At 33.6% G+C, this 24,414-nt stretch carries 25 protein-coding genes; 14 read left to right on the top strand and 11 right to left on the bottom strand.

Annotated features, from left to right (window positions below; genetic code table 11):
- The first annotated feature begins 220 nt into the window (after window positions 1–220).
- The gene (locus tag EZ428_RS13480; RefSeq protein ID WP_131553690.1) at window positions 221–3,106 is read left to right on the top strand and encodes a triple tyrosine motif-containing protein; all 2,886 of its coding nucleotides are present in this window, start codon (window positions 221–223) and stop codon (window positions 3,104–3,106) included.
- On the opposite strand, the gene EZ428_RS13475 is transcribed toward EZ428_RS13480, so the two are convergent.
- The 5 genes from EZ428_RS13475 to trpS form a co-directional block, all read right to left on the bottom strand.
- Window positions 3,103–3,630 carry a hypothetical protein gene (locus EZ428_RS13475; RefSeq protein WP_131553689.1) on the bottom strand — a complete coding sequence of 176 codons (528 nt, stop codon included), beginning with the start codon at window positions 3,628–3,630 and terminating at the stop codon, window positions 3,103–3,105. The genes EZ428_RS13480 and EZ428_RS13475 overlap by 4 nt on opposite strands.
- A gap of 37 nt (window positions 3,631–3,667) precedes the next feature.
- Window positions 3,668–4,396: a 3-deoxy-manno-octulosonate cytidylyltransferase gene (kdsB, locus tag EZ428_RS13470; RefSeq protein ID WP_131553688.1), complete on the bottom strand. Its 729-nt coding sequence runs from the start codon at window positions 4,394–4,396 to the stop codon at window positions 3,668–3,670.
- 2 nt (window positions 4,397–4,398) lie between these two features.
- Window positions 4,399–5,007 (bottom strand): hypothetical protein, encoded by a 609-nt coding sequence (locus EZ428_RS13465; RefSeq protein WP_131553687.1) that lies wholly within the window; start codon window positions 5,005–5,007, stop codon window positions 4,399–4,401.
- A 14-nt stretch (window positions 5,008–5,021) separates the two neighbouring features.
- Complete coding sequence (locus tag EZ428_RS13460) at window positions 5,022–5,636, bottom strand: deoxynucleoside kinase (protein ID WP_131553686.1); 615 nt, start codon at window positions 5,634–5,636, stop codon at window positions 5,022–5,024.
- 76 nt (window positions 5,637–5,712) lie between these two features.
- Window positions 5,713–6,711 (bottom strand): tryptophan--tRNA ligase, encoded by a 999-nt coding sequence (gene trpS / locus EZ428_RS13455; protein ID WP_131553685.1) that lies wholly within the window; start codon window positions 6,709–6,711, stop codon window positions 5,713–5,715.
- Window positions 6,712–7,001: 290 nt separating this feature from the next.
- Here trpS and EZ428_RS13450 point away from each other — a divergent pair, with 290 nt between their 5' ends.
- The 6 genes from EZ428_RS13450 to EZ428_RS13425 all read left to right on the top strand — a co-directional run bounded on the left by EZ428_RS13450 (window position 7,002) and on the right by EZ428_RS13425 (window position 10,090).
- On the top strand, window positions 7,002–7,730 hold the full coding sequence (locus EZ428_RS13450) for a lysophospholipid acyltransferase family protein (protein ID WP_131553684.1): 729 nt from the start codon (window positions 7,002–7,004) through the stop codon (window positions 7,728–7,730).
- Window positions 7,731–8,021, top strand: a complete 291-nt coding sequence (gene gatC / locus EZ428_RS13445) for an Asp-tRNA(Asn)/Glu-tRNA(Gln) amidotransferase subunit GatC (RefSeq protein WP_131553683.1) — start codon at window positions 7,731–7,733, stop codon at window positions 8,019–8,021.
- A gap of 83 nt (window positions 8,022–8,104) precedes the next feature.
- Entirely contained in the window at window positions 8,105–8,863 is a 759-nt protein-coding gene (locus EZ428_RS13440; RefSeq protein WP_131553682.1) for an ABC transporter ATP-binding protein, read from the top strand.
- 76 nt (window positions 8,864–8,939) lie between these two features.
- On the top strand, window positions 8,940–9,488 hold the full coding sequence (locus EZ428_RS13435; RefSeq protein ID WP_131553681.1) for a cob(I)yrinic acid a,c-diamide adenosyltransferase: 549 nt from the start codon (window positions 8,940–8,942) through the stop codon (window positions 9,486–9,488).
- An 83-nt stretch (window positions 9,489–9,571) separates the two neighbouring features.
- Window positions 9,572–9,793 (top strand): DUF2795 domain-containing protein, encoded by a 222-nt coding sequence (locus tag EZ428_RS13430; RefSeq protein WP_008240955.1) that lies wholly within the window; start codon window positions 9,572–9,574, stop codon window positions 9,791–9,793.
- A gap of 144 nt (window positions 9,794–9,937) precedes the next feature.
- A complete protein-coding gene (locus tag EZ428_RS13425) occupies window positions 9,938–10,090 on the top strand; it encodes a lmo0937 family membrane protein (protein ID WP_131553680.1) in 153 nt (50 codons plus the stop codon).
- Between the two features lie 48 nt (window positions 10,091–10,138).
- On the opposite strand, the gene EZ428_RS13420 is transcribed toward EZ428_RS13425, so the two are convergent.
- Complete coding sequence (locus EZ428_RS13420; protein WP_131553679.1) at window positions 10,139–10,801, bottom strand: 2-C-methyl-D-erythritol 4-phosphate cytidylyltransferase; 663 nt, start codon at window positions 10,799–10,801, stop codon at window positions 10,139–10,141.
- Between the two features lie 72 nt (window positions 10,802–10,873).
- Entirely contained in the window at window positions 10,874–11,923 is a 1,050-nt protein-coding gene (queA, locus tag EZ428_RS13415) for a tRNA preQ1(34) S-adenosylmethionine ribosyltransferase-isomerase QueA (RefSeq protein ID WP_131553678.1), read from the bottom strand.
- Window positions 11,924–12,086: 163 nt separating this feature from the next.
- Between queA and EZ428_RS13410 the strand changes: the two genes are divergently transcribed.
- On the top strand, window positions 12,087–13,331 hold the full coding sequence (locus tag EZ428_RS13410; protein WP_205945722.1) for an ABC transporter permease: 1,245 nt from the start codon (window positions 12,087–12,089) through the stop codon (window positions 13,329–13,331).
- Between the two features lie 120 nt (window positions 13,332–13,451).
- On the opposite strand, the gene EZ428_RS13405 is transcribed toward EZ428_RS13410, so the two are convergent.
- A complete protein-coding gene (locus tag EZ428_RS13405) occupies window positions 13,452–14,648 on the bottom strand; it encodes a pyridoxal phosphate-dependent aminotransferase (RefSeq protein WP_205945702.1) in 1,197 nt (398 codons plus the stop codon).
- Between the two features lie 114 nt (window positions 14,649–14,762).
- Between EZ428_RS13405 and EZ428_RS13400 the strand changes: the two genes are divergently transcribed.
- The 6 genes from EZ428_RS13400 to trxA all read left to right on the top strand — a co-directional run bounded on the left by EZ428_RS13400 (window position 14,763) and on the right by trxA (window position 19,551).
- The gene (locus tag EZ428_RS13400) at window positions 14,763–15,740 is read left to right on the top strand and encodes a cation diffusion facilitator family transporter (RefSeq protein WP_131554026.1); all 978 of its coding nucleotides are present in this window, start codon (window positions 14,763–14,765) and stop codon (window positions 15,738–15,740) included.
- Window positions 15,737–16,174: an NUDIX domain-containing protein gene (locus EZ428_RS13395; protein WP_131553676.1), complete on the top strand. Its 438-nt coding sequence runs from the start codon at window positions 15,737–15,739 to the stop codon at window positions 16,172–16,174. Before EZ428_RS13400 ends, EZ428_RS13395 begins: the two co-directional genes overlap by 4 nt.
- A 37-nt stretch (window positions 16,175–16,211) precedes the next feature.
- Complete coding sequence (locus tag EZ428_RS13390; protein ID WP_165501776.1) at window positions 16,212–17,054, top strand: CPBP family intramembrane glutamic endopeptidase; 843 nt, start codon at window positions 16,212–16,214, stop codon at window positions 17,052–17,054.
- Entirely contained in the window at window positions 17,051–18,319 is a 1,269-nt protein-coding gene (gene bioA / locus EZ428_RS13385) for an adenosylmethionine--8-amino-7-oxononanoate transaminase (protein WP_131553674.1), read from the top strand. The genes EZ428_RS13390 and bioA overlap by 4 nt, the downstream gene beginning before the upstream one ends.
- A gap of 1 nt (window position 18,320) precedes the next feature.
- Complete coding sequence (locus tag EZ428_RS13380) at window positions 18,321–18,932, top strand: hypothetical protein (RefSeq protein WP_131553673.1); 612 nt, start codon at window positions 18,321–18,323, stop codon at window positions 18,930–18,932.
- A 322-nt stretch (window positions 18,933–19,254) separates the two neighbouring features.
- Window positions 19,255–19,551: a thioredoxin gene (trxA, locus tag EZ428_RS13375; RefSeq protein ID WP_131553672.1), complete on the top strand. Its 297-nt coding sequence runs from the start codon at window positions 19,255–19,257 to the stop codon at window positions 19,549–19,551.
- Here trxA and pdeM read toward each other — a convergent pair.
- From pdeM to EZ428_RS13360, 3 genes are all read right to left on the bottom strand, one after another.
- Window positions 19,548–20,186, bottom strand: a complete 639-nt coding sequence (gene pdeM / locus EZ428_RS13370) for a ligase-associated DNA damage response endonuclease PdeM (protein ID WP_131553671.1) — start codon at window positions 20,184–20,186, stop codon at window positions 19,548–19,550. The two genes, trxA and pdeM, sit on opposite strands and share 4 nt — an antisense overlap.
- A 158-nt stretch (window positions 20,187–20,344) precedes the next feature.
- Window positions 20,345–22,822 carry a ligase-associated DNA damage response DEXH box helicase gene (locus tag EZ428_RS13365; protein ID WP_131553670.1) on the bottom strand — a complete coding sequence of 826 codons (2,478 nt, stop codon included), beginning with the start codon at window positions 22,820–22,822 and terminating at the stop codon, window positions 20,345–20,347.
- Window positions 22,819–24,411, bottom strand: coding sequence for an ATP-dependent DNA ligase (locus tag EZ428_RS13360; RefSeq protein WP_131553669.1), 1,593 nt, complete (start codon window positions 24,409–24,411; stop codon window positions 22,819–22,821). The genes EZ428_RS13365 and EZ428_RS13360 overlap by 4 nt, the downstream gene beginning before the upstream one ends.
- Window positions 24,412–24,414: the final 3 nt, after the last annotated feature.

Below are 24,414 nucleotides of genomic sequence, written 5' to 3'. Positions count from 1 at the left end.
GCTTTCCATCTGCTGCAAATATCATGTAACAAATATATGTGCTCACCTATCCGTAAATGAAAAATTGACCCACTACAATACCCATACAAGAACAACTTATTTCTTTTAAATTTATTTGAAAATGCATTATTCGACCACAACATTAATAAATTTGCTATCTTGAATAATAATTGCTCGCAATAAATTTTAACCAAATATTTACTGTTACGTTTTGAATGAGATGAGATATTTTTTTCTAATCTTTTTGATTGCTTTCTTTCCTCAATTTTACTTGAAAGCACAAGATCCAATCGGCTTACCTCAGGTAAGTAGCTATACTAGTTTAGACTATAAAGGTGGCACTCAAAACTGGGGAATTGCTCAAGACCGAGATGGGATCTTATACTTTGCAAATAATGAAGGCCTATTAACTTATAATGGATCCTACTGGAAATTGTATCCAACTCCACAGAAAACTATAGTTAGATCCGTTAAAATTGATGACAATGGAAAAATTTATATCGGAGGTCAAAATGAAATTGGTTACTTCGAGCCAAATGAATATGGAATTTTAACTTATCACTCTTTAAAAAATTTAATTGCACCAAAAGAAAGGCAATTTCCTGATGTTTGGGATATCATATTTAATGGAAATGAAGTCTGTTTTAGAACAGTTAATAAAATATTTCGGCTAAAGAATAATAGGATTGAAGTATTTCCAACACCAATAGCTTGGGTTTATATGGGGAGGGTAGGCAATGCGGTTTATGCCCAAGAAATAAATATTGGATTAAAAATCCTTATAAATGGTAAATGGGAAATAAAATGTAACGATAAAAGAATTATTACTGGAGTTGTCACTTCTGTTTTACCTTATAATGGAGATACTTTATTAATTACTACGCTAAAAGACGGGCTCTTTTTACTGAAAGGTAATGAGTTAATCAATAAGAAAACTTTTTTAGACAAAATCTTTTATAATGACAGAATTAACGGCGCAATGCAAATTAATAAGGATTTATATGCATTGGGAACCACCTCTTCGGGTTTATTTATTATTAATCGTAAAGGAACATTAATAAGACAGTTTTCTTACTCTGAAGGATTAAATAATAGCAATATAAGAAGCATTTTATTAGATCAGCATCAAAATTTATGGTTGGGCCTGGATGATGGAGTTTCATTTATAGCTTTTAATAGTGCAATAAAGCACATATACCCTGATAGAAGAAAACAGGTTTCTAGCTACGCAAGTAGAATTTTTGCTAATAAACTTTATGTTGGAACTTCAAATGGTGTTTTTGCTGCACCATTAAATACAAAACAAAAAGACTTGAGTAACTCACAATCTCAATTTACAGAGGTTAATAATAGTAAAGGACAAACTTGGGGCTTGGCAGAAATCAATAAACAACTTTTACTGGCAAATGAAGATGGAACTTCAATTATTGATGGAGGTAAAGCAACTCCACTTTATACAGGAACAGGAACTTGGCTGTTCTCATCTTTAAATAAAGCGAACAATAATGTTATAGCTGGTACTTATACAGGTTTGCAATTACTCAATTTTGAAAATAATAAATTTAGCAATAAAGGAACCCTCGCTGCTTTAAATGAGCCATTGAGGTTTATAGCAGTTGATGAAAAACTAAACTGTGTTTGGGCCTCTCATCCTTATAGGGGAGTTTTTAAAATAGATTTGTCTGCTGACAGACAAAAAATGATTAAGGCAAGCTTACTTACACAAAAAGATGGTTTGCCATTAACTTTATATAACTACGTATTTAAAGTTAAAAATAAGATTGTGGTAGCAACTGCTGATGGAATTTATGAATATGATGCTAATCGCAAAAAGTTTAAATCAAGTCAATTTTTTAGACCCATTTTTAAAAATTTATCCATACAATATTTAAATGAAGATCATGATGGAAACATTTGGTTTGTAACTACAAAAAATGTTGGTGTAGTAGATTTCAAGAAAAAAACAAAGAAAGCTAATTTTAGCATTGTAGAATTGCCGGAGTTAACATCAAAAATTGTAGCAGGCTTCGAAAACATTTATCCGTATAACGAAAGAAACATATTTATTGGCGCAAATAAAGGTTTAATTCATATCGACTATAAAAAATATGCAGCCAATATCTATAAGCCAAATGTACTTTTAGGGCAAATTAAAATTGTGGGGAAAACCGATAGCGTTTTTTTTGGTGGTTATTTCAATGGCAGTACAAAAGCTAAACATAAACTTTCATTTGAATACAATTCATTACATTTTGAATATGCATCAACATTATTTGAGCAAAAAGAAAATATAGAATTTAGTTATAAACTAGAAGGGTATGATGAAGAATGGTCTGCATGGAGCAGTAAAAGCGAGAAGGATTATACCAACTTAGGTCATGGAAAGTATGTGTTTTTAGTTAAAGCCAGAAATAACTTGGGTAATGAATCTAAAACCATTAGCTATGCTTTTACAATTTCTCCGGCTTGGTATAGAAGCAATTTGGCTTATGTAATTTATTTCTTTCTTTTTGGCTATATGCTGTATTTGCTCATAAAAGTTCAGGAAAAGGAGCATAAAAAACAACAAGATAACCTACGGCAAAAACACCAATTAGAAATAGAAAGAAACGAGCAACAGATTACAAAACTGCAGAAAAAGCAATTAGAAGCTGATGTTGAGTTTAAAAACAAAGAATTAGCAACCACTACAATGCATTTGGTTCAACGTGGTAAACTGCTTTCTAAAATTGGAGATGAGTTATTGCCGCTTGTACAACAAACAACTAGTAAAGACACGGCAAATGATTTAAAGAAAGTTATAAGGTTATTAAATGAAGCTAAAAAGTTAGATAATGATTGGGAACAATTCTCAATTCACTTTGACCAGGTTCATGCAAATTTCTTAAGTAATTTAAAGGATAAATATCCAAATCTTAGCCCAAGTGATTTGAAACTTTGTGCATACTTAAAGCTGAATTTGTCTTCAAAGGAGATTGCCCAATTACTAAACATAACCTCGAGGGCAGTAGAAGTAAGTAGATACAGATTAAGAAAGAAATTGAATCTAAAACCAGAAGTTAATTTGTTTGATTTTCTATTAAATAGTTCAACTAAAACTACTTAACAGCATTTATAATAGATTTTTACCTTTTTATCCTTTGCAGACCAGCCAATATAAATATTAGTGTCATTGCCTATGCGATAGCTGAAACCATTTAATTTACTTTCTTTTAATTCTTTGTAAAAAACTTTGTCAGGTGCATTTTTATCAGGATTCTCTTGTTCAGTGATGGCTGGAATTAAAATATGCTCCTCATCAAAGAAGAAATTAACTTCATTAGTTAAGAATTTAAGTTTTTTGTCTTCGTTTTTCAAATCAGCAGGAGCTAAATAGCTTTTTAATAATTCTTTAGCTGCTATTTCTTTTTTATAAATCTGTTCTCCATTTTTTGCGGTGATGGTAAATAAAAGTTTCATCTCATCAGGTTCATCTCCCAATAAAGCGACCTTAAAAGTATCTAATTGTACAGTATCTGTAAAAGCTTCAAGTTTAATTTTATGAATATTTCGCGCAGCTTTTTCTGATTTGGAATTACAGGCCACTACTGCAAAAGCAAACAATAGGAGTAGGGAATGAGCGAATTTCATGACTGACTAAATTTACAATCGAATATAAAAAAATATCCTAAAGAATTATTTTTTGTAAATCTTCTGGTGTATCAATTGCAATTGTTTCTATACCTGTTACTTTTGTTTGTATTTGGTAACCATTTTCTAACCAACGCAATTGTTCCAAGCTTTCTGCCAATTCTAATGATGATGGAGCTAATTTGGTAATTTCTAAAAGCGTTTTGGTAGTATAGCCATATATGCCAATATGTTTGTAGAACTGATGAGAAGATATCCATTTCTCTTTCTGATCCGCATTGCGGATATAAGGAATTGGATGGCGACTAAAATATATGGCTTGTTGATTGGCATTAATTACAACTTTTGGAATATTGGTGTTAAAGAGTTCATCATCAGTATGTATCTCTTTAATTAATGTTGCAAGTTGGATTTTATCATCTGTAAAACAAGATCTAACTAATGAAATTTGAGCTGGGTCTATAAATGGTTCATCACCTTGTATATTGATTACAATATCGTATCCTGGTAGTTTTAAGGCAACCTCTGCACAACGGTCTGTTCCACTTTGATGTTTGGTATCTGTCATTATTACTTCGCCACCAAACGCCTCAACAACAGAAGAAATACGTTCATCATCAGTTGCAACGACAACTTTATCTAAATCACATTTTTTAGCTTGCTCGTAAACACGTTGTATCATTGTTTTACCAGCAATATCAACCAAAGGTTTTGCAGGAAAGCGGGTAGAAGCGTAACGAGCGGGAATGATACCTAGAGTTTTCATACTTAGTTTATTTCTTTATTTGGTTTTGTAAAGCTAAACTTTTTTAATCGTTCAGTTATTAAATAAAACAAGCCAATGTAGACTGAATAAAATAAAATCTTAATCAAAAAGCCAATTATTATTTCAAATATTGAAAGATCAATATTTGTTACCATAGACCAACTACTTGGCATATAATCTCTATGTAATGAAGTTATTAGAATAACAAATTGTTCAAATGTAATCAACAGAAACGGTACAAATAATAACCTAATTACCCTTGATTTTCTTACCCATTTAAATCTAATTAGCTGAGTAATTAGAAAGTAAGTAAGTGGTGGCAAAAAAAATGCAAACCAATAAGGGCCAAACATTCTATTGAAAAGATTAAGCCTCTCTTCGCCTCCTTTAAATAATATAAATATTATTAACATTAGAAGGCAGCTCAAATAAACCAATCCACTAAAACTGATAAATCTTGATGATATGTCATCTAATTTATACAATCTGTCTTTTTCTTTTAAAATAATAGAGCTTATTAAGAATACAAGTGTGTAAAGCCCAAATACGATAAAAATGTCAATTCGAATAAAATCCATGATAAGCATTAAAACAAATGTAAATGCATCCATCAGGATTTAATTATTTAGAACAAACCGTTAATCTCTGCTTCAATAGATTGAATAATAGAACCTAGATCTTCCGGGTTATTGGTGAAATCTAGCTTATCCTTATCTAAAATTAAAAGCTTACCCAAGTTATAACCTTTAATCCAAGCCTCATATTTCTCGTTTAATTTAGATAAGTAATCGATACGGATACTTGCTTCGTACTCACGACCACGACGTTGGATATTGTTAACCAAAGTTGGTACTGAGGCTTTTAAATAAACCAATAAATCTGGCGGTTTGATAAATGAGGTAATGTTTTCGAAAATAGCTTTATAGTTCTCGTGGTCTCTGGTAGTCATTAACCCCATTTCATGTAGGTTTTCTGCAAAGATATACGCGTCTTCATAAATCGTACGGTCTTGTATTACATTACGTTTATGACTATCTATCTCAACAATCTGTTGAAAACGGCTATTCAAAAAGTAAATCTGTAAATTAAAGCTCCAACGTTTCATATCGCTGTAAAAATCCTCCAAATAAGGGTTGTTATCTACAGCTTCATATAAAGCTTCCCAGCCATAATTTTTGGCCAATAAACTTGTCAAAGTAGTTTTTCCAGCGCCTATGTTTCCAACTATTGCTATATGCATATTTTGTGAGTTTTGCGTTAGGGGTAATGAGTATGCGTTTTTGTCGCTAATCGCTAATCGCCTACCGCAATATAAATTAAAAACTTTTAAAACCAATTAATTCTCTTACTTCGCGTATTGTTTTTTGTGCGCTTTCTCTAGCTTTTAAAGCACCGTGTTTTGCGACCTGGCGAAGATAAGCCGTATCAGCTGCAATTTCGTTAATGCGCTCACGCATTGGTGCGGTTGTGATGATCATGTCTTCAGCCAATTGCTTTTTGAAATCGCCATAGCGAATAGCCATTTTATTATATTGCTCATCAAAATGTGCTAAAGTATCTTCAGATGATACGATTTTCATTAAATCAAATAAGTTCTGAATGGCTTCTGGTTTCTCTTGAAATTCTGCTGTCGGTCCGCTGTCTGTTATTGCTCTAGAAACCTTTTTACGGATAATTTCTGGTGTATCAGATAAATAAACTGCGTTACCTTCTCCTTCAGATTTACCCATTTTCCCTTTTCCATCCAATCCAGGAACTTTTACTAAGTTTTTAGTATAGCTAAAAGCATAAGGTTCTGGGAAATAATCTTGATTATATAAACGGTTAAACCTGTTTCCAAAAGTACGAGCCATCTCTAAATGTTGTTCTTGGTCTTTTCCAACAGGTACTTTTGTTGCTTTGTGAATTAAAATATCGGCAGCCATTAAAACTGGATAGGTTAATAAACCTGCGTTTACGTTGTCTGGATTACCACGAACCTTATCTTTAAATGAGGTACTGCGTTCCAATTCTCCCATATAAGCATTCATATTTAGGTATAAATACAATTCTGCAATTTCTGGAACATCAGATTGAATATAAATTGTAGTTGCTTCTGGGTCAATGCCACAAGCCAAATATTCTACTAAAACATGTTTTACATTTCCATGTAAATCTGCTGGGGTAGGGTGTGTTGTTAATGAATGTAAATCTGCTATAAAAAAGTAACAATTATACTCATGTTGCATTTGAACAAAGCTTTTTACGGCTCCGTAATAATTTCCTATATGTAATTTTCCTGTAGAGCGTATACCGCTCACTACTGTTTCTTTCATAATTGCCCGAAATTAAGAAAAAACCTATGAATGGATTTGAAATATTTATTTTTTGTAATCGGTGTTAAAAAATAATTATATAAAAATCTGATTTAAAGTTACTTAAATATGTGTTGACCGTCGCTTCATCGTCCGTTGATCGTCGGTTGACCGTCCAAAAGCCTATTTCGACGGTCAACCGTCGGTATACCGAGCCTATACCGACGAACAACTGCACTAAAATCTCTCAATTACTTAATAGATATTCAAAAAGTAACAAATAGATTTTCTTAATTTGTACTTTTGATAAGATGATTAAACTACTCAGAAAGATACATTACGTCTTTTCTTTATTCAGTATCCTTTTTTTCTTTATTCTATTTTGGCCTATCTATGTTTTAGGGACCAAAAATCCCAAAAATTATTCATTCGTAAATAAGATAAGAACATTACATTCTTTTTTATGTACGGCAGTTGTAGGTATTTTCTTCAAGTTCAGTTTTGAAAAAGAGTTGGATAAAAACCAAACTTATATTTACTGTGCCAATCATACCTCTAATTTAGATATCATTATTTTTTGCTTATTAGCCAAAGGACGATACCATTTTATGGGAAAAGAAGAATTAATGAAAAACCCGGTATTGGGCATCTTTTTTAGAACCATTGATATTGCCGTATCTCGTGAGAGTAAAATATCAGCATTTAGGGCATTTAAAAAGGCTGGTGAAAATTTAGAAAAAGGAATGAGTTTAATTATTTTTCCTGAGGGAAGAATTGATAATGCCTATCCGCCAATTTTGCAAGAATTTAAGAATGGACCATTTAGGTTAGCAATAGAAAAAAACATTCCTATTGTGCCAGTAAGTGTGATAAATATTTGGCAAATCATGTGGGATGACGGGATGAAGTTTGGTACTAGGCCTGGAATTGGTGATATTTATGTTCATGAGCCAATTTTAACTACTATCTTAGCTGAAGATAGTGCTGATGCCTTAAAGGAAGAAGTTTTTAAAAAGATAAACAGTAAGCTACAAAAATAGATGATAATAGATAAACAAACTGTTCATAAAGTCGCAGACTTAGCAAGAATTGACATAAAAGAAGAAGAAGTGGAAACACTAACTGTTGAAATGAATAAGATTTTAACCTTTATGGAAAAACTAAATGAATTGGACACAACAGGAGTAAAACCGCTTGTTTATATGAATGAGGAAGTTAATGTGTGGCGTGAAGATATTGCTAGACAAGAAATTAGTGTGGAAGATGGCTTAAAGAACTCGGCTAAACATAACGAAAGCTTTTTCTTTGTGCCAAAGATTATAGAAAAGTGATTTAACTGTAACATATGATAGGCATAGCCTGTCTAAAAAAAGAAAAAACAATAGCTGTATCACCATAAAATAGAATCCACACAATGCAAAAAGCACTCATTACCATTAATGATATAGGCCGTAAATATGTTATTGGCTCAGAAGTTATTCACGCTTTAAAATCTGTTAGCCTTTCAATCAACAAAGGAGAGTTTGTAGCTTTAATGGGTCCATCAGGTTCTGGAAAATCTACATTAATGAATATTTTAGGTTGTTTAGATACGCCAAGCAAAGGTGATTATATCTTAAATGGTACCAATGTAAGTCACATGACTGAAAACGAGTTAGCTGAAGTGCGCAATTCTGAAATAGGTTTTGTTTTTCAAACATTCAACCTTCTGCCTCGTGCTACCTCATTAGATAATGTTGCATTGCCTTTAATTTATGCAGGTGCCAGTAAAAAGGAACGTAATGAGCGTGCAACTAAAGCTTTAGAAAATGTTGGATTAGGTAATCGTGTTACACACAAGCCAAATGAACTTTCTGGTGGGCAACGCCAACGTGTTGCTGTTGCAAGAGCATTAATCAATAATCCGTCTATTATATTAGCGGATGAGCCAACGGGTAACTTAGATACAAAAACTTCTATTGAAATTATGGGATTATTAGAAGAGATTCACAGTAAAGGGAATACCATTATTCTGGTTACTCATGAGGAAGATATCGCACAACATGCACACCGTATCGTACGTATGCGTGATGGATTGATAGAAAAAGATTACATCAACGAAGATATCAAAACAGTTTCACCTCGTTTATCTCATTTAGAGAAAAAAGGTGATGATTTTGAAAGCATAGTTTAACTTGATATGAGATGTGAGATTTAGATTTGAGATAAGCCAAGTCTCAATACTCATATCTCAATACTCATATCTCAAAATGAAGATTTACACCAAAACTGGAGATAAAGGCGAAACCTCACTAATTGGAGGTGTACGTGTGCCTAAATATCACATTAGAATTGAGAGTTACGGAACGGTTGATGAATTAAATTCTTACATAGGTTTAATCATGTGTCAGGCTATAGATACGCATCACCAACAGGTTTTAAAGGAAATTCAAGATAGGTTATTCACAATTGGTTCTTCATTAGCATCGGACCCAAAGAAGTCTAAAATGAAAATTCCCGACCTCTTAGAAAGTGATATTGTGTTACTGGAAAAAGAAATGGATGATATGAATGAAGTTCTTCCTGCTTTAAAAAATTTTATATTACCAGGAGGAAATACTGTTGTATCTTATTGTCATTTAGCTCGTTGTGTGTGCAGAAGAGCAGAAAGATTAACGGTTGAATTGGCTTCATCTAGCTTTGTTGACAGCAATATTACAATTTATTTGAACAGATTAAGTGATTATTTATTTGTTTTGGCTCGTAAATTGAATGACGATGCTAAAACAGAAGAAAACATCTGGATACCACGAATTTAAATAGTGGAAAAAAATATTTGTTTTGCTCATTTTTTTTAACATACTTTTGCGCTTTCAGATTTAGAATAATTAATATTAAGAATATGTATTGGACATTAGAACTCGCATCGCACTTGGAAGACGCTCCATGGCCTGCAACAAAAGACGAATTAATAGATTACGGTATCCGTTCTGGTGCACCTGTAGAGGTGATTGAAAATTTACAAGCATTGGAAGATGATGGTGAGCCTTATGAAACTATTGAAGAAATTTGGCCGGATTATCCTACCAAAGATGACTTCTTCTTTAATGAAGATGAATATTAAAGCCTAAAGATTTAAAAGCCTCAGTATAAAAACTGAGGTTTTTTTATTTTATAGAACAATTTAGAGCTAGTTGTTGTTAATGTTTAGAAATCGGATAAAAACGAAAATATTATAAACTTATTAATCAACTAAAATCTAAATGTCATGGGAAATCTACTTTATGTTATCGCAGTAATCTTAGTCATCATCTGGGCAATCAGCTTCCTTGGAGGCTTTTACACAGGCGGTATAATTCACGTTTTATTGGTAATAGCAATTGTTGCTATTCTATTAAAAGTAATTAGAGGCGCAGCCTAGATAGCACAAAAATAATTGAGCTCTGATAATTAATTTATCAGGGCTTTTTTATTTTATTAGAAAAGCTGCTAATTCTAAATCTTCTGGATAAGTGATTTTGATGTTGTTTCTTTCTCCTTCAATAAGGTTGATTTTAAAACCAGCTTTTTCTACTACAGAAGCATCATCTGTAAATTTAGGTCTGTAATGCTGTTGGTACGCTGTTCTTAATTGACTTATTTCGAAAGTTTGCGGAGTTTGAATTAATACTAATTCGTCTCTATTGATAATCTTGCTTTCCTTGTCTTTTACCTTTCTAACAGAATCACTAGGCTTTATACACGTAACGGCATTTCCTTTTTGCTCAGCTACTTCATAAGCATTAGCTATGAGCTTGCTGCTAATAATGGGTCTAACGGCGTCGTGTATAGCCACAATTCCTTCATCTTTAATGGCCATCAATCCATTTCTTACAGAATGGAATCTTTGCTCGCCACCACGAATAATAAGGTGAGGGATATCGAAGTTATGCTTAAAGCATAATTCTTCCCACTGTTGGTGTAAATCAGCATTTAAAACAAGAATAATTTCTGGATTGAATATAGAATTGTGAAAAGCCAACATAGTGTGCATAAGCACGGGCTTATCTTTTAGCAATAAAAATTGTTTAGCAACTGAGTTTTGCATACGCTTACCAGATCCGCCACCAACAATTATTGCGTAGTATTTCATTTTGAGTATTTAGATGTTAGTATAAAGTATTTAGACAAGTTTATCTAAATACTTTATACTAAATACTAACTTCTATATAATTAACATCGCATCGCCATAGCTATAAAAGCGATACTTCTCCTTTAACGCTACTTGGTATGCATTCATTACATTTTCGTAGCCTCCAAATGCACTTACCATCATTAACAAAGTTGATTCTGGTGTGTGGAAGTTAGTAATCATACAATTTGCAATACTGAAATCGTACGGAGGGAAGATAAACTTGCTAGTCCAATCGTTAGCAGGTTTTAATCTTCTGCCAGATGAAACTGCAGATTCGATAGCACGCATAGATGTTGTACCAACCGCACAAATTCTTCTTTTATCATCGATTGCCTTGTTAACAATATCAACAGCAGGTTGCTCAATAATAAACTGCTCCGAGTCCATTTTGTGTTTAGTTAAATCTTCTACCTCAACAGGTCTAAAAGTACCTAAACCAACGTGCAAGGTAACTTCAGCAAAATCTACACCTTTTAATTCTAAACGTTTCATTAACTCCCTGCTAAAGTGTAAACCAGCAGTTGGAGCTGCTACAGCACCCTCATGCTTAGCGAAAATTGTTTGGTAACGTTCTTTATCTTGAGCAGTTGCTTTACGTTTGATATATTTTGGAAGTGGTGTTTCTCCTAGGATTTCAACATTTTTTCTGAATTCTTCGTCGGTACCATCAAATAAGAAGCGAATAGTACGGCCACGAGAAGTAGTGTTATCTACAACTTCGGCAACTAATAAATCGTCATCGCCAAAATATAACTTATTTCCAACACGAATTTTACGAGCTGGATCTACCAAAACATCCCATAAACGTAATTCTTTATTTAATTCGCGAAGTAAAAAAACTTCAATTGTTGCTCCAGTTTTTTCTTTATTTCCATATAAACGAGCAGGAAATACTTTTGTATTATTAAGGATCATTACATCCTTGTCATCAAAATACCCTAAAACATCTTTAAAAATCTTATGCTCAATCTTGCCACTATCTTTGTGCAAAACCATTAAACGGGCTTCGTCTCTATTTTCTGCAGGATTGTTCGCTAAAAGCGATTCAGGTAAATTAAACTTAAATTGAGATAACTTCATGTTTTTTTGATGTAGTAAATTAGGGCGCAAATTTACAAATTATAATTATGTTTTTTGCAATTAATAATTCTATGTGTTTTAGCACTAACCTAATCGATTGTATTTTTTATAATATACATCACTATGTGTAACCTTTTTAAGTATTTTTGGTCTAAACGATATGATGATGATTTTTAGACTTATTGGTGAGAGTTTCAGGTTTGCTTGGGATGCACTTCGTCAAAATAAATTAAGAACCGCACTTTCTCTACTTGGTATTACAATTGGTATTTTTATAATCATAGCTGTATTTACCGGTGTAGATACAATGAAAAATAAAATTCAAAGTAGCGTTGATAAATTAGGCTCAAATACATTATTTGTGCAAAAATGGCCTTGGATTTTTAGTGATAATTTTCCTTGGTGGAAATATGTTAATCGCCCTGAGCCATCATTAAGAGATTATAATGCCTTAAAAAACCGTATGGATATGGCGGTTGGGGTATGTTATGAGGTTTCGACCAGTAATCGCACCATTAAATATCGTAGCAATTCTGTTGATGGAGCGAGTTTAAATGCAGCTTCTCAAGAATACGATAAAACTTGGGATTTAGAGTTTGGAGATGGAAGATATTTTACAGAAAGTGAAGGCAGGGCTGGTTCACCCGTTTGTATATTAGGGGCAGAAATTGCTGATGGTTTGTTTGATGGTGACGAACCAGTTGGAAAACAGATTAAGGTAATGGGTAGACGAGTTACGGTTGTTGGGGTTTTTAAAAGAGAGGGTGAGGACATGATGGGGATGTCTCAAGATAAAAATGTTCTTATACCATTAAATCTGGCTAAAAGTATGTTCGATGTAAATAACGAACGATATAACCCACAAGTTACGGTTAGAGGAAAAGAGAATATCAGTTTAGAGGAAGTGGAAAGCGAATTGAAAGGACAAATGAGGTCCATTCGTAGATTAAGACCTGGTCAAGAGGATGATTTTTCCCTGAATAAAACTACCATGCTTTCTAACCAATTAGATATCATGTTTGGAGTAGTTAAAATTGCAGGCTGGATAATCGGTGGATTCTCCATACTGGTTGGTGGTTTTGGCATTGCAAATATTATGTTTGTTTCTGTAAAAGAACGCACAAATATTATAGGTATTCAAAAATCTTTAGGCGCTAAAAACTACTTTATCTTATTGCAATTTATTTTTGAAGCAGTTGCTTTATGTATCATGGGAGGTTTATTTGGACTTGGATTGGTATATATAGGTACATTGTTAATTACGTACCTTGCTGATGTTGAAGTGATTTTATATCTTAGTAATATAACATTAGGTATAGGTGTTTCAGTTATTATTGGTTTAATCGCAGGTTTTTGGCCAGCTTATGCCGCTTCAAGGTTAGATCCAGTTGAAGCGATACGTTCTTAACCCCTAAATCCCTTAAACGGGGCTTGGCAAATTTCAAAACAAAACATAAAAAAATGAGCAGTTTTTTCTGCTCATTTTTGGTAACTATTTTTATGAAAGTGGTTATTAGCTCTAAAAAAACTAGCTCAATTTAGCTAATGCTTCTTTAATTCTTCTTAAAGCTTCAATTAAGCTTTCGTCGGATGCTGCATAAGATAAACGAATATAGTTGTTGTTTCCAAATGAATCACCACCTACAGTAGCAACGTGACCAACATTTAACAAGTATAAAGCTAAATCTGCAGAATCTTTAATTACATTTCCATCAGCATCTTTTTTGCCGAAGAAAGAACTTATTTCTGGGAAGAAATAAAATGCACCATCAGGTAAATTTGTTTTAACTCCTGGAATATCATTCAACAATTCATAAACTAACTGTCTACGTCTTGCAAAAGCCTTTTTCATTTCTAATACAGTCTCTAAACCCGACTCATAGGCTACAATGCCAGCACGTTGTGAGATAGAACAAGTTCCTGAAGTGGTTTGACCTTGCATTTTATCGTTAGCTGCAGCAATTTCTTTGTTTGCTGCAATGTAGCCTAATCTCCAACCAGTCATTGCAAATGCCTTAGAAAAACCATTTACGATAATTACACGATCTTTAATGCTGTCAAATTGAGCGATAGACTCATGCTGATCAACAAAGTTGATGTGCTCATAAATCTCATCAGATAAAATATAGATATCTGGATATTTCTCAAATACCATAACTAATGCCGCTAATTCTTCTCTGCTGTAAACCGTACCTGTTGGGTTACAAGGAGATGAGAACATGAAAAGCTTACTTTTAGGAGTAATTGCAGCTTCTAATTGTTCTGGAGTAATTTTAAAATCACTTTCAATTGTTGTATCGATAAAAACAGATTTACCTTCAGCTAAAACAACCATTTCAGAATAAGAAACCCAATAAGGAGTTGGAATGATAACTTCTTCTCCTGGGTTAATTAAAGTTAAAATAACGTTAGATAAAGATTGCTTAGCTCCAGTAGAAACTACAATTTGAGAAATATCGTAATCTAAATTATTTTCTGTTTTTAACTTATTTACAATCGCCTGGCGCAATTCTGGGTATCCCGGAACTGGAGAGTAGCGAGTATAGTTTTCGTCTAACGCTGTTTTTGCAGCTTCCTTTACGTGATCTGGTGTATTAAAATCTGGTTCGCCAATGCTTAAGCTAATAATATTAATTCCTTTAGCTGCTAATTCGCGACCAAGTTTGGTCATTTTAAGTGTAGCTGACTCTGATAAGTTGTTGATTCTTTGAGATAAAACTGCCATAATATTTTTGTGAATGCGCAAATATAAAAACCAAATGTTACTAGGCAATAAAAAAGATACTTTTTCTTAAAATTCGGTGCTTAAACTGTATTTTTGCCTGCTAAATATCAGATTTTGCATCCAAAAAAGAAAGCCATTCTTATTTCACTCTGTGTGAGCATTATTTTAATGCTAGCAAAGTTTGCAGCTTATTTTTTAACTAATTCTAATGCAATTTTAACTGATGCAGCAGAAAGCATTGTTAACGTGATTGCCAGTTCATTTGCGTTTTACAGCATCTATTTAAGCACTTTACCTAAAGATGAAAACCATCCTTATGGCCACGGTAAGGTTGAGTTTTTCTCGGCGTTTGTAGAAGGTGTTTTAATTGGCGTTGCTGGGATAATCATTATATTTAAGTCAGCTCATGATTTATTCTATCCAAGTGAAATCAAACAACTGTTTGACGGAGCAATAATTATTGGAGCTACAGGTTTTATTAATTTAATAATTGGCTTTTATTTAATTCAAACAGGTAAAAAACATCAATCTATTACATTAGAGGCTGATGGTAAACATTTATTAACCGATTCTATTAGCAGTGCTGGATTAGTTTTAGGTGTGATTTTAATTCAATTCACTCAATTTTATTGGCTAGATGGAGTTATTTCAATCGCCCTTGGTTTATATATTATTTTTAATGGCTATAAATTAACCAGAAAATCTGTTGGTGGTTTAATGGATGAAAGTAATATAGAACTGGTTAAGGAGATAGTAACTGTTTTACAAGGCAATAGGCAAAATAGTTGGATTGATGTACATAATTTACGAGCTCAACAATACGGAGCAGATTTACATATAGATTGCCACGTTACACTTCCATATTACTTCGATTTAAATACTGTCCATAAAGAAATATCAAGTATTGATAAATTGATTAACATTACTGGTTCTCACCAAACTGAATTATTTATACACGCAGACCCTTGTTTGCCTGCTTGTTGCAATTATTGCAAAATGCCAAATTGCCAAGTGAGACAGGAAGACTTTAAGGGCGAAATAAAATGGACAATGGAAAACGTAACTAAAAACCAAAAGCATTTTAGCCAATGAGTTACTTTAATGTAAGAGTTTATGGATTGCTTATCAGTTCTAAAAACGAAGTTTTAATAAGCGATGAATACGAATATGACCAATATTTTTCGAAATTTCCTGGTGGAGGATTAGAACTTGGCGAAGGTTTAATTGAAGCTTTGAAACGTGAGTTTATGGAAGAGTGTAATGTAGAAGTTGAGGTTACTGGTCATTTTTATACAACTGATTTTTACGAAAAATCTTCTTTTAACGATAGCCAAGTAATTAGTGTTTATTATTTGGTTAAGGAGATTCATCCCCTGCAATTAAACTTCAAAACAAAAGTCTTTGATTTTGACGAAGGAGTTTTCCAATCTTTTAGATGGATTAATCTTAAAGATTTATCTGAAGATGATGTAACTTTTAAAACAGATAAAGCAGTTGCAAATCTTTTAAAGAAAGACGTTTTTTAAAATGGGGGAACGGATATTATATTATACAATACCTGTTTTGAAGCTGCTTTTATTTGTGGTTTTATTTCTGTTCTGTTTTTTGCCAACAACAATTTTATTCCAATTCAATTTTATTCAGCAGATTGAAAGCCCTCTTTTAGCAGATTTAATTGTTGAATTGTGTTTATGTTTAGCTGTAATTGGAGCATTATTAATGGTCTTCCAGCTCCTAAAGAAATATAGTTTTTACGATGTTTTTGTAATTCCAGAAAATTCAGTTTCAGGATTTTTAAAAGGAAGTTTAATTGGATTATTTTTGATTTTAATTTGTGCTGGTTTTACAATGCTAAATGGTAATGTTATTTTTAGTGCTGGGAATATCAAGATAATTGAAATTTTAGGCTATTTGATATTCTTTGTTCTGGTTGCTGTTTTTGAAGAGTTATTGTTTAGAACATTTCCATTGCTTGTTTTCGCAGAGCGATATCACGCAGCATTAGCTATTTTCTTAAGTAGTGTTTTATTTGGGTTGGCACATCTCGGTAACGATGGATTTACTTGGTTAGCAATGTTAAATATAACTTTAGCAGGAATTTTGTTTTCGATATTTACCATGCAAAAATGGAATATAAGTTGGGCAATAGGCATACATTTCGGCTGGAACTTTACACAAGGAACTATTTTAGGCTATCAAGTTAGTGGCGGAAAATCTTCAGGAATATTAATTGCAAAACCAGTGGGACAAACATATTTATCTGGAGGAACATTTGGAATTGAAGGTTCTGTTTTTTGTACTGCCATATTGATGATTTTAATCTTATTCTTGATATTCAAATACAAAATTGAACCTGTTCAAGAGCTATTATTAGAAGAAGAATTGGAAGAAGAAATGACAATATGAGTTTAATAGAAAGAGATAAAAAAGTAATCTGGCATCCATATACACAAATGAAAGATGCGCAAAACCCTATTCCAATTGTTAGAGGAGAAGGCGTTTATCTTTATGATGAAAATGGAAATAAGTACATTGATGCTGTTTCTTCTTGGTGGGTAACTATTCATGGTCACGCTCACCCATACATTGCAGAGAAGGTTTCTGCACAGTTAAAAGAACTAGAACACGTAATTTTTGCTGGCTTTACTCATGAACCTGCAGTTCTTTTGGCAGAGCGCTTATTGCCCTTATTGCCAGGTAAGCAAGATAAAATTTTCTATAGCGATAACGGTTCAACGGCTGTCGAAGTTGCTTTGAAGATGTGCTTGCAGTATTGGAATAACAAAGGAAATACGCAAAAAAAGAAGGTTTTGGCATTTAAAGATGCTTATCACGGAGATACTTTTGGAGCAATGTCCGTAAGTGGTAGGAGTATTTTTACCAATCCATTTAATGATTTGTTATTTGATGTGGAGTTTATCGATTTGCCTAACGAAACGAATATCTCAAATCTCACATCTCACGTCTCAGGTCACTCTTCCGAATTATGCTGTTTTATCTTCGAACCTTTAATTTTAGGTGCAGGCGGAATGCTAATGTATGAAGCAAAATACCTTGATGAACTTTTAAAAAGTTGCAAAGAAAACGAAGTTTTAACAATTGCAGATGAAGTAATGACAGGTTTTGGTCGCACAGGTACGTATTTCGCTTGTGAGCAACTAAAACATCATCCAGATATATTTTGCTTAAGTAAAGGGTTAACAGGCGGAACGATGTCAATGGGTGTGACCAGTTGCAACGAAAAGATTTTCGAAGCTTTTTTAAGTGATGATAAATTGAAAACCTTGTATCACGGACATTCATTTACAGCAAATCCTATTGCTTGTGCAGCGTCGTTAGCAAGTTTAGATATTTTACTGGCTAAAGAAACTTTGACAAATATCAAAAGGGTAGAAGCACAACATAAAATCTTTTATAAACAAATAGAAGACCATCCAAAAGTTAGAACCATTAGGCAAACTGGAACTATCATTGCCATTGAATGGGAAACAGGAAGTGATACTTCATATCTTAGCGGACTAAGAGACAGACTTTATAATTACTTTTTAGGAAAAGGAATTATCCTCCGCCCATTAGGTAACATCATTTATATCTTACCTCCGTATGTCATTTCTAACGTTGATTTGGCGTACATTTACAACTCAATTCAACAAGCTTTAGACGAAATATAATATGCAATTAACTTCGATTTTAGAAAATATTGTAAATGATAATTTACTGCATTCCAAATGGTTAAATACATTGTCATATATGGAAAATGCAGGTGCAAAAAAGATATCCGCTTCTGAACATAAAGAAGAAGTAACGCTACTTATTTTAAAGCACGCTGCCGAAGAACATCGTCACGCTTATTATTTGAAAAAGCAATTAGCAAAACTTGATGAAACTGTTTGCAAGACTTATAGCAATGCCGAATTATTGGCTCCAAGTCATACTAAATATTACTTAAATACTTTAGATGTTTTGGTTTGCAGATACTTAAAAAATCATTTTAACTTATCTGGCTACGATTTAAAATTTGCTGCTTATCTTTTTGTTACTTATGCAATTGAAGTTAGAGCAGATGAATTGTATCCGATTTATCAAGATATTTTAACCGCCAAAGAAAGTCGAGTTACTGTAAAATCTATCATTTTAGAGGAAGAAGGTCACTTAGAAGAAATGTTAAACCAACTAAGAGAGTTTTCTGCTGATTGGGAAAAACACGCAAATGAAATCATTAAAATTGAGCAACAAATGTTTAACGATTGGATGGTGGGTTTAGCTAAAGAAGTTGCTGCATGAGAATTGATTAATTTTTAGAAAAGCAAGTTCAGATTTTCATTTCAAGGTAAGTCCCGCTTTACATTTCAATACTTTTGCGCTTCGACTTCGCTCAGCGTAACAAAAGTATTTTCATTGCAATCGGGTTTATCATACGCAGGTTTATGCTATTAGTTGGGGTTTACTTGCAACAGCCTAAGTTAAATAGCCGGATGGAAGCGGCATCTCCTGATTTTTAATCGGGAATACAGCGTAAAGCAGGATTTCGATTAATTATTGCACAAGCATTGCGCTTCAAAAAACTAACAAGCAATTAGATTGTTGTAAATAAAAACTAAATATTATGTCTAAGTTTTCAGAATTAATAAATGGCAACAAGCCAGTTTTAGTAGATTTTTTCGCTGAATGGTGCGGACCTTGTAAAATGATGGCGCCAATTTTAGACCAAGTTAAAAGTGAGATAGGGGATAAAGCATCCATCATTAAGGTTGATGTAGATAAAAATAGAAATGCTGCTGCTGCCTATAATGTGCAAGGTGTGCCTACATTTATTTTATTCAAAAATGGCAAACAAATCTGGCGACAAAGTGGTGCTATTCTAGCTGCTCAGCTTAAAAATGTGATTGAGAGTAATAGTTAAACCTTAACAACCTTAGTTGGCGTAACAGCATAAACCTGCTCATTCGCTCTTGGTTTAATCAAACTTAAACCTGTAAACGCGCTAAAAGCAGGTATTACCGCATAATCATTACCAAAATAAAAGCAAGGAAATTTTAAGCTTTGTTTTGCCTTTCCGTAAACAGAAACTCCGGGGTGAATGTGACCACTGATTGGATAAAGGTTTTCTTCTGTACATTTTACGGCATCGTGTATAAAACAGAAGTTCGGTGTGCAATAGCTGGGTTCGTGAATTTCAATTCCCAAATTCTCGTATTGTTTTTCATGCAATTTATCGTGGTTTCCTTTTACCAGAACAAACTTCAAATTAGAATATTGCTCTTTCCAACGTTCAAATTCATCGATATCTGTATTCAAATCATGATGAAACATATCTCCATTAATCAATAATGTTTCTGGTTGATATTGGCTTAAAAGGTTGCTTAATCTGTTTAAATCACTCTGTGCAAGTGTAGATGGAACTTGCAAACCAGCTTTGCGGAAATGGGCTGCTTTACCTAGATGTAAGTCGCTTATGGCTAATAGTTGTTCGTTTGGTAAAAAAATGGCTCTTTCTTTAGCTAAAATCAGCTCTTCGTCTCTAATCGTTATCGTCATCTATTCAGTATTGTCATGCTGGGCTTGTCGAAGCATTTATCGTTTGATTAAACAAAGTTAAGTGATTATGACTTTTATACTTTAACAACTTTTAAACATTTGATATCAGCTTTGACAACTTTCTTTGCAATTTGATAGAAAATTGTCAAAGCTTTTTATTATTTAAAAACTTCAACTTTCATATGCTCAATTCTGTGTTCCAATTCCTCTGAACTCATATTGGCACGTAAACTATCAACTTTAATCGGGAATGATAATGGCGTAAATCTTTTTGGATGTGTAATTACAATAGTACTTTGCTGAATGCGATGTAAAGCTGCCGCTAATCTTGGTTCTTCCAATTGCTGATAGAAAACCTCGTCATAAGCTTGTCGCAATAACAAATTGTTTTTGTCGAAATCGCTAAAAACATTAAAAAACAATCCTGCAGAAGATTGCAAATGTTTATTCGCTACATACTTGCCAGGATAACCTTGAAAAACCAAGCCAGAAATGCAGGCAATATCTCTAAATTTTCTACGAGCCATTTCTGTAGAATTGATACTTAAGGAAATGTCTTCTGTTAGATTTTCAGGGGAGAAAACCTCGTAAGCAATAGCATCATCCATCGGGATTTCAATATCGCTCAATAACTCAAAGCCATAATCATTCATCGCTAAAGAGAAAGTTATCGGTACCAATTTACTCAATCGATAAGCAACTAAAGCCGCTAAAATCTCATGAACCAATCTTCCTTCAAAAGGATAGGCAAAGAGGTGGAAACCTTCTTTATTGTTTATCATTTCGATTAATAATTCATCATTTCTTGGTACGTGTGAACGTTCTTGTTGCACTAAAAACAAAGGATAAACCACATCTAATTCTTCTTCTTGATGGGTTTTATTTAATACTTCATTGTATTTTTTTCTTAAAACGGTTCCTAAACTTGAAGACAATGGCAATCTGCCACCTAACCAACTTGGCGACATTGCTTTTTTCTGTTTGCTTTTGCGAACAATAACAGTCATATCTTTAATATGCACAAACTCTAAAATTCTTCCTGCCAAGGTAAAGCTATCGCCAGCTTTGAGTTTAGAAACAAAATATTCTTCTACCATTCCGATGTAGCCACCAGAGAGAAATTTAACTTTCAGCATTGCATCACTTACAATGGTGCCAATGTGTAATCGGTGACGCATTGCAATTTGCCTGCTTTTTACCTTCCAAAGTCCATCTTCTTCATCTTTTGAAACTTTTTTAAACTCTTGATAAGCAGTTAAGCTATCTCCACCAGAGGTGATAAATTGCATCATCCAACTCCATTCTTCAGGTAAAAGCATCTTAAAAGCGTGGGTGTTTTTTACTTCATCATAAATGATTTTATCCTCAAATCCATCGCCAATGGCAAGTGTTACCAAATATTGAATAAGCGTATCGAAAACCATAATTACAGGCTCTCTGCTTTCTATATTGTTTTCTTTTGCAGCTTCTTTAATCGCGGCTGCTTCGACCAATTCTAAAGCGTGAGTAGGCAAGAAGTAAATTTTTGAAGTTTCACCAGGTGAGTGACTCGAACGACCAGCTCTTTGCAAAAATCTAGCAACGCCTTTTGGCGAACCCACTTGAACAACGGTGTCTACGGGCTTAAAATCTACACCTAAATCTAATGATGAGGTGGCAAGAACTGCTTTTAATAAACCAGTGTGTAAAGCATCTTCAATCCAGTTTCTTAACTCAAAATCTATAGAGCCGTGATGAATTGCAATTCTCCCAGCTAGTTCGGGCTCAATATTCAGTAAATACTGGTACCACATTTCAGACTGGCCACGAGTATTGATAAAGATTAAGGTGGTTTTGCTCTTTTCTATAATTGGCAAGAGTTTGTATGCTAATTTTAAGCCCAAATGTCCCGCCCAAGGCAAAGTTTCAATATCATCTGGTAAAATAGATTTGATGATGATTTTTTTATTCAGCTTTGCTTTAATGATGGTTCTTTTAGCTGTTGTATCAGGCTCAATTACATCTAAGGCTTCCTCAATATTGCCTATGGTTGCAGAAATTCCCCAAACTCTTAAATGCTGCTTTTTATTTGCCTTTTGTAAACCTTTAATTCTCGAAATGGCTAACTCTACCAAAACGCCACGTTTACTTCCTAAAAGTTCGTGCCATTCATCAGCTACAATACATTTTAAGCTCTCAAACAAAGTTGATGAACCTTTTTGAGCCAATAAAAGGTGTAAGCTTTCTGGAGTGATGAGCAATACCTCGGGCATTGATTTTTTCTGTTGCAGCTTCTCTGCTTGTGAGGTATCTCCATTTCTTACCCCAACGTGCCAGTCTAATTCAAGTTCTGCTAAAACCTCTCGCATCGCTCTTGCAATATCTTTGGCTAGAGAACGTAAAGGTGTAATCCAGATGAGCTGTAAGCGGTCCTTGGCCCTTTTCTTATCCTTTACTTCCGACAAGTTAATCCCTTCAATTACAACGGCTAAAAACAACGAAAATGTTTTACCGAAACCAGTAGGAGCGTTAACCAAACCGCTATAACCTTTGGCGTAATAACTCCAAGCTTCTTCTTGAAACTTAAAAGGTTTTTTATCGTCTTTCTTAAGCCAATCGAGAACTTGCTGATAACCTTTTGTTTTAGCTAAACTCATAATGTAGAATACAATAACTGTTTGAGGTCATCTAAAGTATTAATTTCATCGGCTTTTTTATCTTTTCGCCATCGGGCGATACGAGGAAAACGCAATGCTAAACCAGCTTTATGTCGTTTACTTTCGGCAATACCTTCAAAAGCAATCTCAAATACTAATTCTGGTTTTACCGTTCTAACCGGACCAAATTTTTCTATTGCGTTTTTGTTTACAAACGAATTAACCTCTTTTATTTCTTTATCTGTTAAACCAGAATAGGCTTTAGCTATGGTGATTAATTGTTCGCCATCTCTCACTGCGAAGGTATAATCGGTATAAAAATTAGCTCTGCGTCCGCTTCCTTTTTGAGCATAAATCATAACAGTATCAACTGTATAAGGATTTATTTTCCATTTCCACCAATCGCCACGTTTACGACCAGTATGGAAAATAGAATCTAGCTTTTTAAGCATAATGCCTTCACTGTTTAATTCTCTTGAAGTTTCTCTTAGCTCGGCCAGTTTTTCCCAACTGTCAAATTCAATTACTGGAGATAGTAAGGCGATATCTTTTGTTGTTAAATTACCTATGATATCAACTAAGATTTTCCTGCGTTTTGATAAGGGTTCTTGTCGAATATCATTACTTTCAAACTCTAAAACATCATAAGTAAAGAAGCCGATTGGTGCATCGTTTAGTTGAGATTTATTTATCGTTTTGCGATTTAACCTTTGTTGCAAAGTGCTAAATGATTGTACTTTGCCGTCTTTAACCGAAAGTATTTCTCCATCTAAAACTGTTCCGTCTGGTAATTCGTCTTTTAAAAAATGTAGTTCAGGAAATTGATTTGTTACCAGTTCTTCACCTCGTGACCAAATAAATAATTCCCCATTCCGTTTTACAATTTGTCCACGAATACCATCCCATTTCCATTCAGCTTGCCAAGCACTGGTTTCTCCCAAATTTACTGGTTCAGCTTCTAAAGCATAAGCCAAACAAAAAGGGTAGGGCCAACTATTGTCGGTATCCACATATACACCAGCAATAAGTTCTTGATAGGTGATTTCATTTGGCAACCATTTGCCCATAATGCTATGCATTATTTTGCTACTCTCTTCTTCACTATGTTTGGCAATAGCGTTAACTAACATTTTATTAGAAACCCCAATTCTGAAATTTCCAGATATTAACTTGTTGAAAATGAAACGTTCTTGTGTATTTAGGCTATTCCAAGCATCTAAAATGTATTCTTTTTTAACCTCGTCAGTTTCGCCTTGTAATTGTGCAAGTTCGTTAATCCATTGGTGTAAAGGTTTTTCAACTGTATTTTCTGCTGTCGGAAGAACCAAAGCAATGGTTTCACTTAAATCGCCCACGCTACTGTAACTTTCAGAAAATAACCATTCAGGAATTCCACTTAATTCAATTGCCCATTGTTTAATTAATGCAGCATTAACTGGTCGTTTTGGCCTTTTACCAGTAAACATAGCGATAACATAAGGTTTATCTCTGTCATCAGCTTCTGTAAAATACAAAACTAATGCAGCAATTTTATCATTGGTTTTATTGCTGAGTTCTAATTCTTGGATGAGTTGTGAAAACCTTTTCATAAT

The sequence above is a fragment of the Pedobacter frigiditerrae genome, from assembly GCF_004331645.1.
GTDB classification, from domain to species: Bacteria; Bacteroidota; Bacteroidia; order Sphingobacteriales; family Sphingobacteriaceae; genus Pedobacter; species Pedobacter frigiditerrae.
This window is presented reverse-complemented; position numbering and strand designations above follow the sequence as displayed.

Bases quoted from the DNA above. Each gene is read 5' to 3' on its own strand.
- EZ428_RS13430 (WP_008240955.1), top strand. From the start codon at position 9,572: ATGTATTGGACATTAGAACTCGCATCGCACTTGGAAGACGCTCCATGG.
- EZ428_RS13480 (WP_131553690.1), top strand. From the start codon at position 221: ATGAGATATTTTTTTCTAATCTTTTTGATTGCTTTCTTTCCTCAATTT.
- EZ428_RS13360 (WP_131553669.1), bottom strand. From the start codon at position 24,411: ATGAAAAGGTTTTCACAACTCATCCAAGAATTAGAACTCAGCAATAAA.
- EZ428_RS13380 (WP_131553673.1), top strand. From the start codon at position 18,321: ATGCAATTAACTTCGATTTTAGAAAATATTGTAAATGATAATTTACTG.
- EZ428_RS13465 (WP_131553687.1), bottom strand. From the start codon at position 5,007: ATGGATGCATTTACATTTGTTTTAATGCTTATCATGGATTTTATTCGA.
- kdsB (WP_131553688.1), bottom strand. From the start codon at position 4,396: ATGAAAACTCTAGGTATCATTCCCGCTCGTTACGCTTCTACCCGCTTT.
- EZ428_RS13450 (WP_131553684.1), top strand. From the start codon at position 7,002: ATGATTAAACTACTCAGAAAGATACATTACGTCTTTTCTTTATTCAGT.
- EZ428_RS13365 (WP_131553670.1), bottom strand. From the start codon at position 22,822: ATGAGTTTAGCTAAAACAAAAGGTTATCAGCAAGTTCTCGATTGGCTT.
- EZ428_RS13420 (WP_131553679.1), bottom strand. From the start codon at position 10,801: ATGAAATACTACGCAATAATTGTTGGTGGCGGATCTGGTAAGCGTATG.
- EZ428_RS13435 (WP_131553681.1), top strand. From the start codon at position 8,940: ATGAAGATTTACACCAAAACTGGAGATAAAGGCGAAACCTCACTAATT.
- trxA (WP_131553672.1), top strand. From the start codon at position 19,255: ATGTCTAAGTTTTCAGAATTAATAAATGGCAACAAGCCAGTTTTAGTA.
- trpS (WP_131553685.1), bottom strand. From the start codon at position 6,711: ATGAAAGAAACAGTAGTGAGCGGTATACGCTCTACAGGAAAATTACAT.
- bioA (WP_131553674.1), top strand. From the start codon at position 17,051: ATGAGTTTAATAGAAAGAGATAAAAAAGTAATCTGGCATCCATATACA.
- EZ428_RS13405 (WP_205945702.1), bottom strand. From the start codon at position 14,648: ATGGCAGTTTTATCTCAAAGAATCAACAACTTATCAGAGTCAGCTACA.
- pdeM (WP_131553671.1), bottom strand. From the start codon at position 20,186: ATGACGATAACGATTAGAGACGAAGAGCTGATTTTAGCTAAAGAAAGA.
- EZ428_RS13475 (WP_131553689.1), bottom strand. From the start codon at position 3,630: ATGAAATTCGCTCATTCCCTACTCCTATTGTTTGCTTTTGCAGTAGTG.
- queA (WP_131553678.1), bottom strand. From the start codon at position 11,923: ATGAAGTTATCTCAATTTAAGTTTAATTTACCTGAATCGCTTTTAGCG.
- EZ428_RS13395 (WP_131553676.1), top strand. From the start codon at position 15,737: ATGAGTTACTTTAATGTAAGAGTTTATGGATTGCTTATCAGTTCTAAA.
- EZ428_RS13460 (WP_131553686.1), bottom strand. From the start codon at position 5,636: ATGCATATAGCAATAGTTGGAAACATAGGCGCTGGAAAAACTACTTTG.
- EZ428_RS13410 (WP_205945722.1), top strand. From the start codon at position 12,087: ATGATGATTTTTAGACTTATTGGTGAGAGTTTCAGGTTTGCTTGGGAT.
- EZ428_RS13440 (WP_131553682.1), top strand. From the start codon at position 8,105: ATGCAAAAAGCACTCATTACCATTAATGATATAGGCCGTAAATATGTT.
- EZ428_RS13425 (WP_131553680.1), top strand. From the start codon at position 9,938: ATGGGAAATCTACTTTATGTTATCGCAGTAATCTTAGTCATCATCTGG.
- gatC (WP_131553683.1), top strand. From the start codon at position 7,731: ATGATAATAGATAAACAAACTGTTCATAAAGTCGCAGACTTAGCAAGA.